The 16,497-nt window shown below is 39.6% G+C and carries 16 protein-coding genes; 5 read left to right on the top strand and 11 right to left on the bottom strand.

The genetic code is table 11. From position 1 onward, the window contains the following. Window positions 1-10: 10 nt before the first annotated feature. A complete protein-coding gene (locus H7N69_RS01855; RefSeq protein WP_187884617.1) occupies window positions 11-1,249 on the bottom strand; it encodes an Mrp/NBP35 family ATP-binding protein in 1,239 nt (412 codons plus the stop codon). Between H7N69_RS01855 and H7N69_RS01850 the strand changes: the two genes are divergently transcribed. Both H7N69_RS01850 and H7N69_RS01845 read left to right on the top strand, forming a co-directional pair. Continuing rightward, window positions 1,214-4,228 carry an AAA family ATPase gene (locus H7N69_RS01850; RefSeq protein ID WP_187884616.1) on the top strand — a complete coding sequence of 1,005 codons (3,015 nt, stop codon included), beginning with the start codon at window positions 1,214-1,216 and terminating at the stop codon, window positions 4,226-4,228. The two genes, H7N69_RS01855 and H7N69_RS01850, sit on opposite strands and share 36 nt — an antisense overlap. 60 nt (window positions 4,229-4,288) lie before the next feature. Continuing rightward, window positions 4,289-4,672 carry a hypothetical protein gene (locus H7N69_RS01845; RefSeq protein ID WP_000473909.1) on the top strand — a complete coding sequence of 128 codons (384 nt, stop codon included), beginning with the start codon at window positions 4,289-4,291 and terminating at the stop codon, window positions 4,670-4,672. 707 nt (window positions 4,673-5,379) lie between these two features. Here the strand turns inward: H7N69_RS01845 and H7N69_RS01840 are convergent. The 10 genes from H7N69_RS01840 to H7N69_RS01795 all read right to left on the bottom strand — a co-directional run bounded on the left by H7N69_RS01840 (window position 5,380) and on the right by H7N69_RS01795 (window position 12,624). Then, complete coding sequence (locus H7N69_RS01840) at window positions 5,380-5,682, bottom strand: hypothetical protein (RefSeq protein WP_001881064.1); 303 nt, start codon at window positions 5,680-5,682, stop codon at window positions 5,380-5,382. Window positions 5,683-5,705: 23 nt separating this feature from the next. Continuing rightward, window positions 5,706-6,701, bottom strand: coding sequence for a ketoacyl-ACP synthase III (gene fabH / locus H7N69_RS01835; RefSeq protein ID WP_187884615.1), 996 nt, complete (start codon window positions 6,699-6,701; stop codon window positions 5,706-5,708). A 23-nt stretch (window positions 6,702-6,724) separates the two neighbouring features. Next, complete coding sequence (gene plsX / locus H7N69_RS01830; RefSeq protein WP_187884614.1) at window positions 6,725-7,744, bottom strand: phosphate acyltransferase PlsX; 1,020 nt, start codon at window positions 7,742-7,744, stop codon at window positions 6,725-6,727. 77 nt (window positions 7,745-7,821) lie between these two features. Further along, entirely contained in the window at window positions 7,822-7,968 is a 147-nt protein-coding gene (gene rpmF, locus H7N69_RS01825; protein WP_000290431.1) for a 50S ribosomal protein L32, read from the bottom strand. Window positions 7,969-7,983: 15 nt separating this feature from the next. Continuing rightward, window positions 7,984-8,340: a DUF177 domain-containing protein gene (locus H7N69_RS01820; protein WP_001159210.1), complete on the bottom strand. Its 357-nt coding sequence runs from the start codon at window positions 8,338-8,340 to the stop codon at window positions 7,984-7,986. Window positions 8,341-8,365: 25 nt separating this feature from the next. Then, a complete protein-coding gene (ndk, locus tag H7N69_RS01815; protein ID WP_078247470.1) occupies window positions 8,366-8,779 on the bottom strand; it encodes a nucleoside-diphosphate kinase in 414 nt (137 codons plus the stop codon). A gap of 65 nt (window positions 8,780-8,844) precedes the next feature. After that, window positions 8,845-10,002 carry a methionine adenosyltransferase gene (gene metK, locus H7N69_RS01810; protein WP_000655158.1) on the bottom strand — a complete coding sequence of 386 codons (1,158 nt, stop codon included), beginning with the start codon at window positions 10,000-10,002 and terminating at the stop codon, window positions 8,845-8,847. A gap of 64 nt (window positions 10,003-10,066) precedes the next feature. Then, a complete protein-coding gene (gene lpxD, locus H7N69_RS01805) occupies window positions 10,067-11,077 on the bottom strand; it encodes a UDP-3-O-(3-hydroxymyristoyl)glucosamine N-acyltransferase (protein WP_187884613.1) in 1,011 nt (336 codons plus the stop codon). Continuing rightward, complete coding sequence (fabI, locus tag H7N69_RS01800; protein ID WP_187884612.1) at window positions 11,077-11,910, bottom strand: enoyl-ACP reductase FabI; 834 nt, start codon at window positions 11,908-11,910, stop codon at window positions 11,077-11,079. Before fabI ends, lpxD begins: the two co-directional genes overlap by 1 nt. 9 nt (window positions 11,911-11,919) lie before the next feature. Then, a complete protein-coding gene (locus H7N69_RS01795) occupies window positions 11,920-12,624 on the bottom strand; it encodes a triose-phosphate isomerase (protein WP_187884611.1) in 705 nt (234 codons plus the stop codon). 213 nt (window positions 12,625-12,837) lie between these two features. Between H7N69_RS01795 and H7N69_RS01790 the strand changes: the two genes are divergently transcribed. The 3 genes from H7N69_RS01790 to H7N69_RS01780 are packed head-to-tail and all read left to right on the top strand — an operon-like array spanning window position 12,838 to window position 16,489. Next, on the top strand, window positions 12,838-13,605 hold the full coding sequence (locus H7N69_RS01790; RefSeq protein WP_001183663.1) for a fumarate reductase cytochrome b subunit: 768 nt from the start codon (window positions 12,838-12,840) through the stop codon (window positions 13,603-13,605). A 9-nt stretch (window positions 13,606-13,614) separates the two neighbouring features. Further along, entirely contained in the window at window positions 13,615-15,759 is a 2,145-nt protein-coding gene (locus tag H7N69_RS01785; RefSeq protein WP_078293427.1) for a fumarate reductase flavoprotein subunit, read from the top strand. Then, window positions 15,752-16,489 carry a fumarate reductase iron-sulfur subunit gene (locus tag H7N69_RS01780; protein WP_001282433.1) on the top strand — a complete coding sequence of 246 codons (738 nt, stop codon included), beginning with the start codon at window positions 15,752-15,754 and terminating at the stop codon, window positions 16,487-16,489. The genes H7N69_RS01785 and H7N69_RS01780 overlap by 8 nt, the downstream gene beginning before the upstream one ends. Window positions 16,490-16,497: the final 8 nt, after the last annotated feature.

The following is a 16,497-nucleotide window of genomic DNA, read 5'->3' as shown; positions in this document are numbered from 1 at the left end:
CCTTTCAAAACTAATGCGAATAAGCATGCGCTTGTGTGGGCTGGATGTCCTTATTATCGGCTAGTTTTTCCCTTTCCACCTTATCTAAAAAAACGCTCAAATCCTTTGCCATTTTTTCAAAAATCTTAGTGCTCACGCTATCAGGGTGAGAAATCACAATCGGTTCGCCCTTATCCCCCCCTAAACGCACTTTAGGCTCTAAAGGGAGCTTGGCTAAAATCTGCGTGTTATAAGCCTCTAATAATCCACTCATGGAATTTGAGCCAAAAATCTCGCTCTCTTTCTTGCAATGCTCGCACACAAAACTCCCCATATTTTCTACAATGCCTGCAATAGGAATGTGTAGTTTCTTAAACATGTCCAAACTCCGTTTAGCGTCATCTAAACTCACTATTTGAGGCGTAGTAACGGTGATTCCTGCACTCAAAGGCACAGCTTGGGCTAGCGTGAGTTGTGCATCGCCTGTTCCTGGGGGCATATCCACCACCAGCACGTCTAAATCCCCCCAAATAATATCGCTTAGCATCTGCTCAATCGCTCGCATGAGCATGGGCCCTCTCCAAATGAGACTCTGCCCCTCATCATACAAAAGCCCCATGCTCATCACAGAAACGCCAAAAGCTTTTAAAGGAATGAGTTTTTTACCGCTAGGATCCATGATCACATCAGCGTTTTGCAAGCCCATCATTCTAGGGATATTAGGGCCATACACATCAGCGTCCAACAACCCCACTTTTTGGTTTAAATTCGCTAAAGCGATGCTTAAATTCACGCTAGTGGTGCTTTTACCCACACCGCCCTTGCCTGAGCTTATCATGACCACATGCTTGATGTTTTTAGCCAGATTTTTAGTGGCGGGCTTTGGGGCTTGCGGTTTAGGTGGGGTTTTAATATCCAAATTCAAAGCTTTCACGCCTTTTTCTTGCATCGCTTTGGAGATATTTTCCCTTAAAATCGTACTCGTTTCTTCAGAGCTTGAGGGGATTTCTATTAAAAGCCCTAATTGGTTGTCATGCAAGGTGATGTTTTTAACAAAACCAAAGCTGACAATATCCTTTTCAAAATTAGGGTAGATGATCGTTTTTAACGCGTTTAAGACATCTTCTTGGGTGAGCATTTTAATCCTTAAAATGATAGTATTTGAATTTTCTTTATAGCATGTTTTGTTTAATTTTGCATTATAAATTAAATTTGCGTTTTTAAAGGATAGGGCATGGAATTTTATAAGCGTGTTTTGAAATTGCACCATTTTAGGAATTTGGGTAGAAAATCGCCCACAGAATTGCTTTTAAATTCAAGTTTTGAAAAACATGGGGGGTTGGTGATCTTAGTGGGGGAAAATAATGTCGGCAAAAGCAATGTTTTAGAAGCTTTGAAAATCTTTAATGATGCGGATGTTAAACTTTGTAGTGAGAACGATTGTTTCAAAGCCCATGAAAAAGATTCCCTTTTAAGTTTAGAAGAAGAAACAAGCCTTGATCACAAAATCACAGGTTTTTCTTGCGTGGATTTGAAGATCCAAACTAAAGAGATTGGCAAGGAATTAAAGGAATTATCAAAAATATTAATCAGCTATCCTTTTTGTGTTTTTGTGGGGAGTTTTATCAATCTCATCATGTCTTATGGCACATTAGATTCGTTTTTAAAATCCTACAAAGAAAAATTAAAATTGAGTACATTTTCAACTAGACAAGCCAACAATCTGCTTTTCAAAAAATTAATTAAACATTTAAGTGGTAATAATAAATTGGTTAAAAATTTTTGTCAGTATATAAGAGAAATTATAGAATACAACGCTCCTAATAAAGAATACAAACCCAATCAATTTTTTATAATGGGGAAAGGCAAACAAAAACAATTATCAGAAATTTATTCTCGTTTTAAAGAACTTAGTGAAGGTAAAATCAAACCACAAAATGAATATATCTTAAAAAAGCTAGAAGCTTTAGATGAAATTTTTAAAACTACTGACTCTAATACAAAATTCACACCAAAAACTGAAGCTCTATTAAATGAACAATCTCAAGAAAAATTATCAGAGTTTGTCAAAGAGATGATTGAAAAAATAGACGAAAAATACCCTATCAGTGAAAATTTTAAACAGCAATTTAGAACATTCCGATCAAGTATAGGCAACCTTAAAAAGAAAATTAAAAATTCTTTAAAATACCTTGAAAAAACAAGAGAGGATTTTGAGCGAAAAAAAGAATCATGGATAAAAGAAATTGGAAATGACTGCAAAAATCAAAAAGTGCTAAAGTTTAATTATGATGTTTTGTTGGATAATATCCAACAAATATGCGAAAAATATATAGCAAGCCATGTTGTTAGCGACGAGTCTAAAGATATGAAATCCATGATGTGTCAGTTCTATTTGGAAAAAATGGAATTGTTATCAAATTCAAAAATTAGGCGATACCAATACGATGATCTTTTGAAATCAGCAAAAAAATCTCTGTGGGAGAGTATAAAAATTTTAGACAATGAGAGTGGCGTTCATTTGTTCCCCAAAAATCTTAAAGAAATCAAAGAAAAATTTGAAACAAACAAGGAAAAATTCAAACAAAGCAAAAATTATTATGAGTTCGCAGAGTATTGCCGAGAGTGTAACCCCTATACAGCGTTTAACTTTCATCTAAATATAAATAATGGTTTATCTCATCAATTTGAAAAATTCGTGCCAATCATGAAAGAATACAAAGAGCCAAAAATCACAGATAATGACCTTGAAGCCATATCAACCAAAGAGACTGGTCTTGCTAGCCAATTATCTGGGCACTGGTTTTTTCAGCTTTCGTTATTTAATAAAACAAACTTTGATCCTAATAAAATTTGGATTCCTTTAGAGTTCAATAAAAGATCAAAAATAAAGTTTGATAAAGATTTAGAAATCTATTTTGATAGTCATGGATCGTTCAATATCTCTAAAAAATACTTGCAAGAAAGAGACCAAGAATTACTAAAAGAGATCAAACAATCAAAAGATTTTTTTCCAATTCAAAAAATAGAGAGTAAGCATGATAATAACGATATACTGCAACTTGAATTTTTTGAGAATGATACAAGTTTTCTTTTTGCTAAAGGAAGTCTTGCAGAAATCATGGAATACAACATGCAATTAAAAATAGATTCTTTAATTACAAAAGAATTTAATAAGTTTTTAGCGATCGCTGAAGATAGTCCTCAAGATAGTTACCAATTAAAAATTCATGTCCGACACAATAATAAGCTTTCTGAAGAGAAGGAATACACGGCATATGAAATAAAACTTGAAATTCATGATTGCAGAAAATCCGACAATCAAAATAAACCAATCATCTTAAGCCAGCAAAGCACCGGCTTCCAATGGGCGTTTAATTTCATGTTTGGTTTTCTTTATAATGTGGGATCACATTTTAGCCTTAACAAGAATATTATCTATGTCATGGACGAGCCAGCCACTCACTTGAGCGTGCCAGCCAGAAGGGAATTCAGGAGATTTTTAAAAGAATACGCTCATAAAAATCATGTTACTTTTGTTTTAGCCACCCATGACCCCTTTTTAGTGGATACGGATCATTTAGATGAAATAAGGATTGTGGAAAAGGAAACAGAAGGCTCTGTAATTAAGAATCACTTTAACTATCCCCTAAATAATGCGGGCAAAGACTCCGACGCCCTAGATAAAATCAAACGCTCTCTAGGGGTGGGCCAGCATGTTTTCCATAACCCCCAAAAACACCGAATCATCTTTGTAGAAGGCATCACGGATTATTGTTATTTGAGCGCTTTTAAATTGTATTTGCGTTACAAAGAATACAAAGACAACCCCATTCCTTTCACTTTCTTACCCATTTCAGGGCTTAAAAACGATTCAAACGCTATGAAAGAAACCATTGAAAAACTTTGCGAGTTAGACAATCACCCCATTGTTTTGACAGACGATGACAGAAAATGCGATTCTGACCAAAACGCAACGAGCGAACGATTTAAAAAAGCTAATGAAGATTTGGGTAATCCCACCACCATCTTACAACTTTCAGACTGCGACAGGCATTTCAAACAAATTGAAGATTGTTTCAGCGCGAACGATAGAAACAAATACGCTAAAAATAAGCGAATGGAATTGGCCATGGCGTTTAAAACAAGGCTTTTGTATGGCGAAAATGCGATAACCGAAGAAACAAAAAACAATTTTCTATGTTTATTTGAATGGATGAAAAAAAGGGTGCAACAACCCAACGATTAAAAAAGGGTATATCAAATTTGATTATAATACCCTACAAATACTATTATTGAAAGGATTTTGATGTTTAAAAAAATGTGTTTGAGCTTGCTAATGATAAGCGGTGTTTGTGTGGGGGCAAAGGATTTGGATTTCAAGTTGGATTATCGTGCGACTGGGGGGAAACTCATGGGGAAAATGACGGACTCTAGTCTTTTAAGCATCACTTCTATGAACGATGAACCGGTGGTGATTAAAAACCTTATTGTCAATAGGGGAAATTCATGCGAAGCGACTAAAAAAGTAGAACCCAAATTTGGCGATAAGTTTAAAAAAGAAAAACTCTTTGATCATGAATTAAAATACTCGCAACAGATATTTTACCGCCTGGATTGCAAGCCTAACCAATTGTTAGAAGTGAAAATCATCACGGACAAGGGCGAGTATTACCATAAATTTTCCAAATAAAATTTGGTTTTTGTTCTAATGGGGTGTTGGTAATGAAGTTTAAAAATGCTAAAAATTTTTTTAATATCAAAAAGTTTGTTTAGCAAGCGGTAACTTCTTGTAATGCGGTCTTAGGGGGTTAGAGGGGATTTAGTTGGGGGGTTAAAGGGGTATTAAAGCGCAAAATATCCCCCTATCCCCTTAAGAGTTTTGCTATCAAACCAAGCAACCAAAACCCCCTTTTTTAAAAAACAGACTAAAGAATATTAATTTCTATATTGGGTTCTCAATGGGTTGTTGGTTGAGTTTTTGGTTGAGACGCTACTAATCATTGGAAGAATTGGGTTCAAAAAAATATAAAAAATAACAAAAGGATGAGTATAACCGACTATTATAATAGTCAGTTATTTATCTTATAAAATTAAAGAAAGTTATATAATCTAGCTCAGATAAGATAAATATTAAAGCGATAACTGGTCCAATTATATAAGGAAAATATTATTATAGTAACTAGAATATAGCCGAAATATTCAACGAATTATTCCATATTCTACTAAAAAACCATCAGTATCGCCTCTAAATGCCATTATAGTAGCTCTAATAGCTGTTAATACTAACCCAATAAGAACAATAGGTATTAAAAAAACTAGAATGCCTTTAAACATTATTCGTCTTTTACTTTAAAAATAATTTCTGCTATAGAAAATAAAATTCCTAAAGAAACCCCTTCATGGAGTTTCTTTTTGAGCTTGCTCTAAAGCCATTTGCGCATGCTTGCAATCCTTTTTAAAAGACTTCGTGATAAAATTAACCTTAAGCGTCGAATCAAAGGCTTTGTGGCATTTTTTAAGCTTGTGATCGCGCTCTTGCGGATCTTGCAAATAATATTTCACTGAATGCACAAAACTGAAATGAAACCCCATAGGAGGGATACGGCTATCTGGCGTGCCTTCACAATGATCACTACAATAATCACTTTGCGCTTCTAAACCCCCTAGCATGACTAACAATAAAAAAACAACCTTTTTCATCAAAATATTCCTTCAATCTTTTCTTAACTTCCTCCAAAATACACCAACGCTGAACCCCAAGTCAATCCCCCACCAAAAGCGTCTAAAAGCATTAAATCGCCCTTTTTCAAACGCCCCTCTTCATAAGCTTCACACATGGCCATAGGGATACTGGCTGCTGAAGTGTTGCCGTATTTATGCACGGTTAAAACCACTTGCTCATCTTTAAAATCCAAATGCTCTCGCACCGCTTGAATGATCCTAAAATTAGCTTGATGCGGGATAAACAGACGCACATCTTCAGGTTTGAGAGCGTTTTTTTCTAAGATCATTTCCACATCTTTTAAAAGCGTTTTCACCGCTAGTTTAAACACTTCATTGCCTTTCATGCGCAAAAAAGGCTCTAAAGCTTCTTCTTTAGCGTTAAAGGGCGTGGGTTTTAGAGTCCTTGGCGTATAGAGATAATTAGAAAAATTCCCGTTCGCTGAAATTTGCACATCTAAAATGCTTTCTTTTAAACGCTTGGTTCTGCCTATCACGCACGCTCCAGCCCCATCGCCAAATAAAATACAAGTCCCCCTATCCTTAAAATCCAACACGCTACTCGTTTTTTCTGCCCCCACAATCAGCACATTTTCATACATCCCGCTCTCAACATAAGCTTTAGCCACCGATAAGAGGTAAATAAAACCCGTGCAAGCGGCTGAAATATCAAAAGCCGGCTTGTTTTCAATGCCTAATTTCGCACTCAGCACGCAAGCGGTTGAAGGCATGGCTAAAAAATCAGGGCTTAAAGTGGCCACAACCACTAAATCAATGTCTTTTGGAGTCAAACGCGCTCTCTCTATGGCCTGTTTAGCCGCCATTACCCCTAAATCGCTACTTTTTTCTTCATTGCTAGCGAAACGGCGCTCTTTGATACCGGTCCTTTTTTCTATCCATTCATCGCTGGTATCCAAAAATTGTTGGAACTCTGCATTTTTCACACGCTCGCTTGGAACATGCATCGCAATGGATTTAAGAGAGGCGTAAAATTCCATTCAATCCCTTTACATAGTTATTTTTAAGCGTCTTGCTGATCGCTTTGGCTCTCAAAAGATTGAGACTTCAAACTCTCAAACGCTTGAGTAATCCTCAAACAAACCTGACTTTCAACAGCGCTAATAGCTTGATAAATCGCGCATTCAATCGCTCTAGCGTTGCTCTTGCCATGGCTAATGATCACGCTTTTATTCACGCCCAAAAGCGGCGCTCCCCCATATTCAGCGTAATCGGTTTTTTGTTTTAAAATACCAAACGCATTCTTAAGCATCAAAGCCCCCATTTTAGATTTAAAAGAGCTTTTAATTTCATCTTTAAAAATAGAGCCTATCGCGCTAGCGACCCCTTCAGTTGTCTTTAAGACCACATTCCCCATAAAGCCATCGCAAACCACTACATCCACAACCCCTTTGAAAATATCGCTCCCCTCCACATTGCCATAAAAAAAGTCATAAGCTTTCAGCATTTTATGCGTTTCTTTAACGAGCGTATTCCCTTTAATATCTTCTTCGCCATTACTCAAAAGACCCACTTTAGGGCTGTCATAATGCAACACGCTCTTAGCGTATTCATACCCCATGAGAGCAAAATCAATCAAATATTCAGGCTTGCAATCCGTGTTCGCTCCTGCGTCTAACAGTGCACTAGGGCGTTTGCCAACGCTAGGCATTAAAGTGCAAATAGCAGGCCTTTCAACCCCCTTAATACGCCCTAAACGCAAGGTCGCTAAACCCATAGTCGCCCCACTATGCCCCGCTGAAATCAAAGCGTCAGCCCCATTTTTTAAAATATCCATACCCAAGTAAATGGAAGATTCCTTACGCTTAATCGCCTCAGTGGCGGCTTCTTCCATTTTAATATAATCTTGCGTGTGGATCATTTCCACTTTGCTGGCTAACTCTTTAGAAATAAAAGGGGTCGCTTTGTCTTTATCCCCCACTAAAACCGCACTAAAACTCTTATTCTCTAAAGCCCTTGAGACTCCCTCAATAATGGGTAAAACCCCATGGTCAGCCCCCATTAAGTCTATTACAATTTTCATCATGCGTCCTTAAAAGGCTTGTTGCAATCCGTTGCAATCCTTTAAAATACTCCCTATCACTAAAGATAGCTTTTATCTTAGTATTCTTTAGTAAATTTGTTAATATGATGGGGGAGCTTCCAAGTGCCATCTTTGGCTTTCACAGGTTTAGCCAACTTAACGCTATAATGCGTGCGTCTTTTTGCCGCTCTTGTTTTACTCACTCTTCTATCAGGTACTGCCATAAATTCTCCTTAATATCAATCTGCATAATGGTAGTCTAATTTAATAGACTCCACTTCAGAGCGTAAAATTTCGCTCAAATCAATAAAACCATTGAAAGATTCAATAACATCTAAATTATCAAAATCCAAACTTTGGCTTTGCGTATCCCACAACCCGTCTGAAATATGCAAAACCAACGACTCATCAAGGCTTTTTTTAAACTCTTTACCGCTTGTATCGCAAATAAGCATCAATTCACCCTTAAGTTGTGCTTTCAAGCGGAACAATTTCGCCCCCACCCGCACGATTTCACCCTCTAAAACCACTCCCTCATGCTCTAAAGAAAAGACTTTAGGTGCATTAAAAGCGATTTTACGCATTTCAAATTGCATGCTTAACTTAAAACGCCCTTAAATCTTAAAGATCTCTAGCGGCAAAAAAGAAAGCGATTTCATTGTGTGCGTTTTCCAAGCTATCGCTCCCATGCACCGCATTAGCGTCAATGCTCTCAGCAAAATCCGCTCTGATAGTGCCTTTTTGAGCGAGTTTGGGATCAGTCGCTCCCATAAGCTCTCTGTTTTTAGCCACCGCGTCTTTACCTTCTAAAACCATAACTACCACCGGACCACTCACCATAAATTCTATTAGATCTTTAAAAAAGGGTCTCTCTCTGTGGATCGCATAAAAGTTTTCAGCGTCTTTAACGCTCAAATGCAAGCGTTTCATGGCCACCACTTCCAAGCCGTTACTCTCAAAGCGATCAATGATCTTGCCTACCACTTTTTTCTTAAGCGCATCCGGTTTAATAATAGACAGCGTTCTTTGTTTCAATTTAAACTCCTTGTGAATTGTTGATTATACAAAAATTTCTTAAAATATTACCCTTAAAATATTTTTTAACGCTTAAAGAACGCTTTAATCTCCTCAGCTTTGTTGGTTTTTTCCCAAGTGAATTCCTCTAATTCGCGCCCAAAATGCCCATAAGCTGAAGTGAGCGAATAAATGGGTCTTAACAAATCCAAGCTTTCAATAATGCCTTTTGGGGTGAGTTTGAAAACCGATTTCACGCATTTTTCCAACTCCGCGCTTGAATACTTGCTCGTGTTATGCGTGTTCACATAAATAGACACAGGCTCTATCACCCCAATCGCGTAAGCAAGCTGCACGGTCGCTTTATCGCAAACCCCGCTCGCTACCAAATTTTTAGCCACATAGCGGGCCGCATAAGCCGCGCTCCTATCCACCTTGCTAGGGTCTTTCCCGCTAAACGCTCCCCCGCCATGCGGGCAACTCCCCCCATAAGTATCCACGATGATTTTTCTGCCCGTCAAACCCGCATCGCCTTGCGGCCCACCGATAACGAATTTTCCTGTAGGATTGACAAAAAACTTGATATTGTCATGCAAATATTCTTTGGGTAAAACCTTATAGACAATCTCTTCAATCACGGCCTCTTTTAAATGTTTTTGTGAAACTTCTGGGGAATGTTGGGTGGAAATAACGATCGTATCAATGCTTACAGGCTTGTTGTTTTCATAACGCACGCTCACTTGAGACTTGCCATCAGGCCTTAAAAAAGGCAGAGTGTTGTCTTTTCTTTTTTGAGCCAGAGCGAAAGTGAGCTGGTGCGCTAAATGAATGGGTAAGGGCATGAGCGTTTCAGTCTCCTTGCACGCATAACCAAACATAAGCCCTTGATCCCCTGCCCCAATCTCGCCATCTTCTCTATCCACGCCTTGATTAATATCAGGGCTTTGCTCGCCAACGCCATTCAAAACCGCCGCGCTCCTGTAATCAAAGCCATAAAGAGCGTCTGTATAGCCAATCTTTTTAACCACTTCTCTTGCAATCTCTTGCATAGGGGCATAAACAGAAGTTTTTAATTCGCCAGTGATCATGCAAAACCCGTTAGAAACTAAAGTCTCGCATGCGACTTTGGCTTTTTGATCCCGCTCAATAATGTAATCTAAAACCGCATCGCTGATTTGATCAGCCATTTTGTCAGGATGCCCCTCGGTTACTGATTCAGAAGTGAAAAGAAAACTATCTTTCATTGATTGTCCTTATTAAAATAATCATTCGTGTTCAAAATGGGCTTATTATAGCTTATTTCATTCTTTAAGACTTAAAAAACCCTTTGGCTTTTTGCAACAAACTCGTTTTTTGCTGTTTCCTGAAATTCGTTCGTAAATGAGCCAGGAAATGGTGCCATTCATGGATTTCCATAGCAGGGATCGCTCCGGCAAAATTAGTGTTAGGGGGCAAGTCTTTACCCACCGCACTTTTACCCCCAATTTGAGTGAATTCACCCACATGCAAATGCCCCCCAATGCCCACTTGACCGCCAAAAACCACATTACGACCGGTGGTTGTAGAACCGCTCAAGCCCACTTGAGAGACGACGATGCTGTGTTCGCCTAAAACGCAATTATGCCCGATTTGAACCAAGTTATCAATCTTAACGCCCTCTTTAATCAAAGTCTCGCCAAACACCGCCCTATCAATCGCCGTGTTAGCGCCAATTTCTACATTTTTTTGAATCCTAACAATCCCCACATGCTCAATTTTGACATGCTCTCCTAAAGCGGTGTGCGCATAACCAAAGCCATCGCCTCCGATCACACTACCCGCATGGATGATAACATTGTCTTCTAAAATCGTGTTTTGATACAAGATCACACGAGGATACAAAATGCAATTTTTACCGATTTTCACCCCATCAGCGATCACCACGCCCGGATAAATCAAAGAATTTTCGCCAATTTCTACGCCCTCTCCAATCACAACATTAGGCATGATCGTTACTTTTTCAAAATGTTTAGGCTCATTCACGCTTTGTGGGTTTTTAAAAAAAGGGATTTTAAAGGCATGCGAAGCTTTAGCGAAAGCTAAATGCGGGTTATCCACGACTAAAGCTTGCATGTGTTTTGGCACTTTAGAAGATTCTTTTTTACGGATAAACACCGCCCCGGCTTTGGAATCTTTTAAAAGTTTAAGGTAACGCGCTTGGTCAATATAGCTAATATCATTAGGCGTGGCCTTATCCAATTGCGCTAAAGCATGCACTTCAAAATCGTTTGAAAATTCCGTTTCAATAGAATAGGCGCTCAACAATTCGCTTAATTTCATCAATACCCCTTATTGTTCTGCAAATCCCACAACAGCGTAGCTTTATTATCTTTTTCTTCCACAGCCCCCATGCCCATGACATGATAGCCGGCATCTACAAAATGCACTTCCCCACTCACGCCACTAGACAAGCTAGAGAGCAAATACATCCCGGCATTGCCCACTTCTTCTAAACTCACATTTTTCCTTAAAGGGGCGTTGATTTCATTCCATTTTAAAATCATCCTAAAATCAGCGATCCCGCTAGAAGCGAGCGTTCTGATAGGCCCAGCCGATAGGGCATTCACTCTAATATTATGTTTGCCTAAATCCACCGCTAAATAACGCACCGCACTCTCTAGGGCCGCTTTAGCCAACCCCATCACGTTGTAATGCGCCATGTATTTGGTGCTGCCCAAATAGCTTAAAGTCAAAACAGACGCTCCGTTATTCAATAAAGGTTTTAGAGTGTTTGTCAGTTCTATTAAAGAATAAACAGAAATTTCCATAGCGGTATTAAACGCGCTTTTAGAAGTTTCTAACAAGCTCCCCTCTAAAGCCTCTTTAGGGGCAAAGGCCACGCTATGAACGATAAAGTCCAATGAGCCTAAATCCTTTTTAACGCTATTGTATAGCGACTTGAAATGCTCTTCTTTGCCCACATCCAATTCATACACATAGGGGCTATTCAATTCCTGAGCGATAGGCCTCACGCGCTTTTCTAAGCTCTCATTCAAATAAGTGAAAGCCAAAGTAGCCCCTTGATTGAAACAAGATTGAGCGATCCCATAAGCGATGGATTTATTGTTTGCCACCCCTACAATAAGCCCTTTTTTACCTTTTAAAAATCCCATGATTTTCCTTTATAAAAATGAAATGACTGTTTTAAAATTTTCTAATTCCAAAGACGCGCTCCCGATCAATAAGCCATCCACGCTATCAATCCCTAAAATTTCTTTAGCGTTTTGCGCATTCACGCTCCCCCCATACAACAAGGGCGTTTTTTGATTTAAAATTTGCTTTAAAAAACCATGCGTGAGGTAAATATCTTCTAAAGAAGCGCTTGTTTTGGTGCCAATCGCCCAAATAGGCTCATAAGCCACAATTAAATTGGAATAATTGAGATCGATAGTTTCTAATTGCTCGCTTAAAAATTCCTTTACAGCCTTAAAGCCCTTTTCTCTGGTCGTTAAATCTTCGCCAATGCAATAGACAATTTTAAAATTTTTACCTTTAAAAAAATCAAACTTTTCTTTCAAAAAGCTAGGGCTTTCCTTTAAAAGCGTTCGCCTCTCGCTATGCCCTATTAAAAGCGTGTGGATTTTCAATTCTTCTAAATGTTTGGAAGTGATTTCACCGGTAAAAGCCCCCAAATCCTTAGGGTAAGCGTTTTGCGCTCCTAAAGTGAAATGCAAAAACGAATTAGGCAATAACCCCAAAAAATCAGGGAATACAAACACCCTGTCAAAATGCTGCGGTTTTAAAGTCTTTTCTAATTCTTTTAAATACGCATGGCTTTTAAAAATAGGCATAGCGGATTTAAAATTAGCCATGGCAATTTTTGTCATTGAACGATCCTTTTTTATAGGTGGTAACTATCCCTTATTATATCTAATAGCGTTTAAAAAATGTAAATTTTAAACAATAGCCCCCTTGAATTGAATTTTTTCTCAATTTAGGTTTTGTTTATAAGAAAAATTATTTCAAATGTAGTAGAATTAAGGCAGTGTTTTTGCGTCAAGCGATTTTAGGTTAAATTTGAGTTTTTAGGAGCAGTTTTTATGCAACAAGAAGAGATTATAGAGGGTTATTATGGCGCTAGCAAAGGGCTTAAAAAGAGCGGTATTTATGCTAAGCTGGATTTTTTACAGAGCACTACGGGCTTGATTTTAGCGCTCTTTATGATAGCACACATGTTTTTGGTCTCAAGTATCTTGATTAGCGATGAGGCCATGTATAAAGTGGCGAAATTTTTTGAAGGGAGCCTGTTTTTAAAAGCGGGCGAGCCGGCTATTGTGAGCGTGGTTGCAGCAGGGGTTATTCTTATTTTGGTCGCACATGCTTTTTTAGCCTTGAGAAAATTCCCTATCAATTACAGGCAATACAAGGTTTTTAAAACCCATAAGCATTTGATGAAGCATGGCGATACGAGTTTGTGGTTTATTCAAGCCTTAACCGGGTTTGCGATGTTTTTCTTAGCGAGTATCCACCTGTTTGTCATGCTCACAGAGCCTGAAAGCATCGGGCCTCATGGCTCAAGCTATCGTTTTGTCACGCAAAACTTTTGGCTTTTGTATATTTTCTTATTGTTTGCCGTAGAATTGCATGGCTCTATCGGGTTGTATCGTTTAGCGATCAAATGGGGGTGGTTTAAAAATGCGAGCATTCAAGGCTTGAGAAAAGTCAAATGGGCGATGAGCGTGTTTTTTATTGTTTTAGGGCTTTGCACCTATGGGGCTTACATTAAAAAAGGTTTAGAAAATAAGGACAATGGCATTAAAACCATGCAAGAAGCCATAGAAGCTGATGGGAAATTCCACAAAGAATAAAGGTAGAAAATGAAAATAACATATTGTGATGCGCTAATTATTGGAGGCGGATTGGCCGGATTAAGGGCTAGTATCGCATGCAAACAAAAGGGTTTAAACACCATCGTTTTAAGCCTAGTGCCTGTCAGGCGTTCGCATTCTGCGGCCGCTCAAGGGGGCATGCAAGCGAGCCTTGCGAACGCTAAAAAAAGCGAGGGCGATAATGAAGATTTGCACTTTTTAGACACGGTGAAGGGGAGCGATTGGGGGTGCGATCAGCAAGTGGCTAGAATGTTTGTAACCACTGCCCCTAAAGCCATTAGGGAATTGGCCAGTTGGGGGGTGCCTTGGACTAGGATCAAAAAGGGCGATAGGCCTGCGGTCGTCAATGGTGAGCATGTAACTATCACTGAAAGAGATGACAGGCATGGTTATATTCTAAGCCGTGATTTTGGCGGCACTAAAAAATGGCGCACATGCTTTACGGCTGATGCCACAGGGCATACCATGCTTTATGCGGTCGCTAACGAATCCTTACACCACAAGGTGGATATTCAAGACAGAAAGGACATGCTCGCTTTCATTCATCATGATAATCAATGCTATGGGGCGGTGGTAAGGGATTTGATCACCGGCGAAATTTCAGCGTATGTTTCTAAAGGCACGCTTTTAGCTACCGGAGGTTATGGGCGCGTGTATAAACACACCACTAACGCCGTGATTTGCGACGGAGCTGGGGCGGCGAGCGCGTTAGAAACCGGCGTGGCTAAATTAGGCAACATGGAAGCGGTGCAATTCCACCCTACCGCTTTAGTGCCTAGCGGGATTTTAATGACTGAAGGTTGTAGGGGCGATGGAGGGGTTTTAAGAGACAAGTTTGGCAGACGCTTCATGCCCGCTTATGAGCCGGAGAAAAAAGAGCTTGCGAGTAGGGATGTGGTCTCAAGGCGGATTTTAGAGCATATCCAAAAAGGCTATGGAGCCAAATCGCCTTATGGGGATCATGTGTGGCTGGATATTGCTATTTTAGGGCGTAACCATGTGGAAAAAAACTTGAGAGATGTGCGCGACATTGCCATGACTTTTGCGGGCATTGATCCGGCGGATAGCGAGGAGCAAACCAAAGACAACATGCAAGGAGTGCCTACTAATGAGCCTGAATACGGCCAAGCGATGGCTAAACAAAAAGGCTGGATCCCTATAAAACCCATGCAACACTATTCTATGGGTGGGGTTAGGACAAACCCTAAAGGCGAAACCCATTTAAAAGGCTTGTTTTGCGCCGGTGAAGCGGCATGCTGGGATTTGCATGGGTTTAACCGCTTGGGGGGAAATTCCGTGAGTGAAGCGGTGGTCGCTGGCATGATCATTGGGGATTATTTCGCCTCGCATTGTTTAGAAGCGCAAATTGAAATCAACACGCAAAAAGTTGAAGCTTTCATTAAAGAAAGCCAGGATTACATGCATTTCTTGTTGCATAATGAAGGCAAGGAAGATGTGTATGAAATCAGAGAACGCATGAAAGAAGTCATGGATGAAAAGGTGGGCGTTTTTAGAGAAGGCAAAAAATTAGAAGAAGCCCTTAAAGAATTGCAAGAGCTTTATGCGCGCTCCAAAAACATTTGCGTGAAAAACAAGGTTTTACACAATAACCCTGAATTAGAAGACGCTTACCGCACCAAAAAAATGCTCAAACTCGCGCTTTGCATCACTCAAGGGGCGTTACTGCGCACCGAAAGCAGAGGGGCTCACACAAGGATTGATTACCCTAAAAGAGACGATGAAAAATGGCTTAACAGAACTTTGGCGAGCTGGCCTAGCGCTGAGCAAGACATGCCCACGATTGAATACGAAGAATTGGATGTGATGAAAATGGAAATCAGCCCTGATTTTAGGGGCTATGGCAAAAAGGGTAATTTCATCCCCCACCCCAAAAAAGAAGAGCGCGACGCTGAGATTTTAAAAACGATTTTAGAATTAGAAAAGCTTGGAAAAGACAGGATAGAAGTCCAACATGCGCTCATGCCTTTTGAATTGCAAGAAAAATACAAAGCTAGGAATATGCGTTTAGAAGATGAGGAAGTCAGGGCTAGGGGGGAACATTTGTATTCTTTCAATGTCCATGATTTATTAGACCAACACAACGCTAACCTAAAAGGAGAACACCATGAGTGATAATGAACGAACGATTGTAGTTAGAGTGTTAAAATTTGACCCTCAAAGTGCGGTGAGTAAGCCGCATTTTAAAGAGTATCAACTGAAAGAAACGCCATCCATGACGCTCTTTATCGCTTTAAACCTCATTAGAGAGCATCAGGATCCGGATTTGAGCTTTGATTTTGTGTGCCGCGCTGGGATTTGCGGCTCTTGCGCGATGATGGTTAATGGGAGACCGAGGCTAGCTTGTAAAACCCTAACTTCTAGCTTTGAAAGCGGGGTGATTACGCTCATGCCCATGCCCAGTTTTACACTCATTAAAGATTTGAGCGTGAATACGGGCGATTGGTTTTTGGATATGACTAAAAGGGTGGAAAGCTGGGCGCATTCTAAAGAAGAAGTGGATATTACTAAGCCGGAAAAAAGGGTTGAGCCTGATGAAGCTCAAGAAGTCTTTGAACTAGACAGGTGTATTGAATGCGGGTGCTGTATCGCTTCTTGTGGGACTAAACTCATGCGCCCTAATTTCATTGGAGCTGCTGGCATGAACAGAGCCATGCGCTTTATGATTGACAGCCACGATGAAAGAAGCGATGACGATTTTTATGAGTTAGTGGGCGATGATGATGGTGTTTTTGGGTGCATGAGCTTGATTGCTTGCCATGACACTTGCCCTAAAGAATTACCCTTGCAAAGCAGTATCGCTACTTTGCGTAACCGAATGTTGAAAGTGGGTAAAAGCCGCTAATTTCTTTT

The organism is Helicobacter pylori, assembly GCF_014497725.1.
GTDB lineage: Bacteria > Campylobacterota > Campylobacteria > Campylobacterales > Helicobacteraceae > Helicobacter > Helicobacter pylori_DE.
This window is presented reverse-complemented; position numbering and strand designations above follow the sequence as displayed.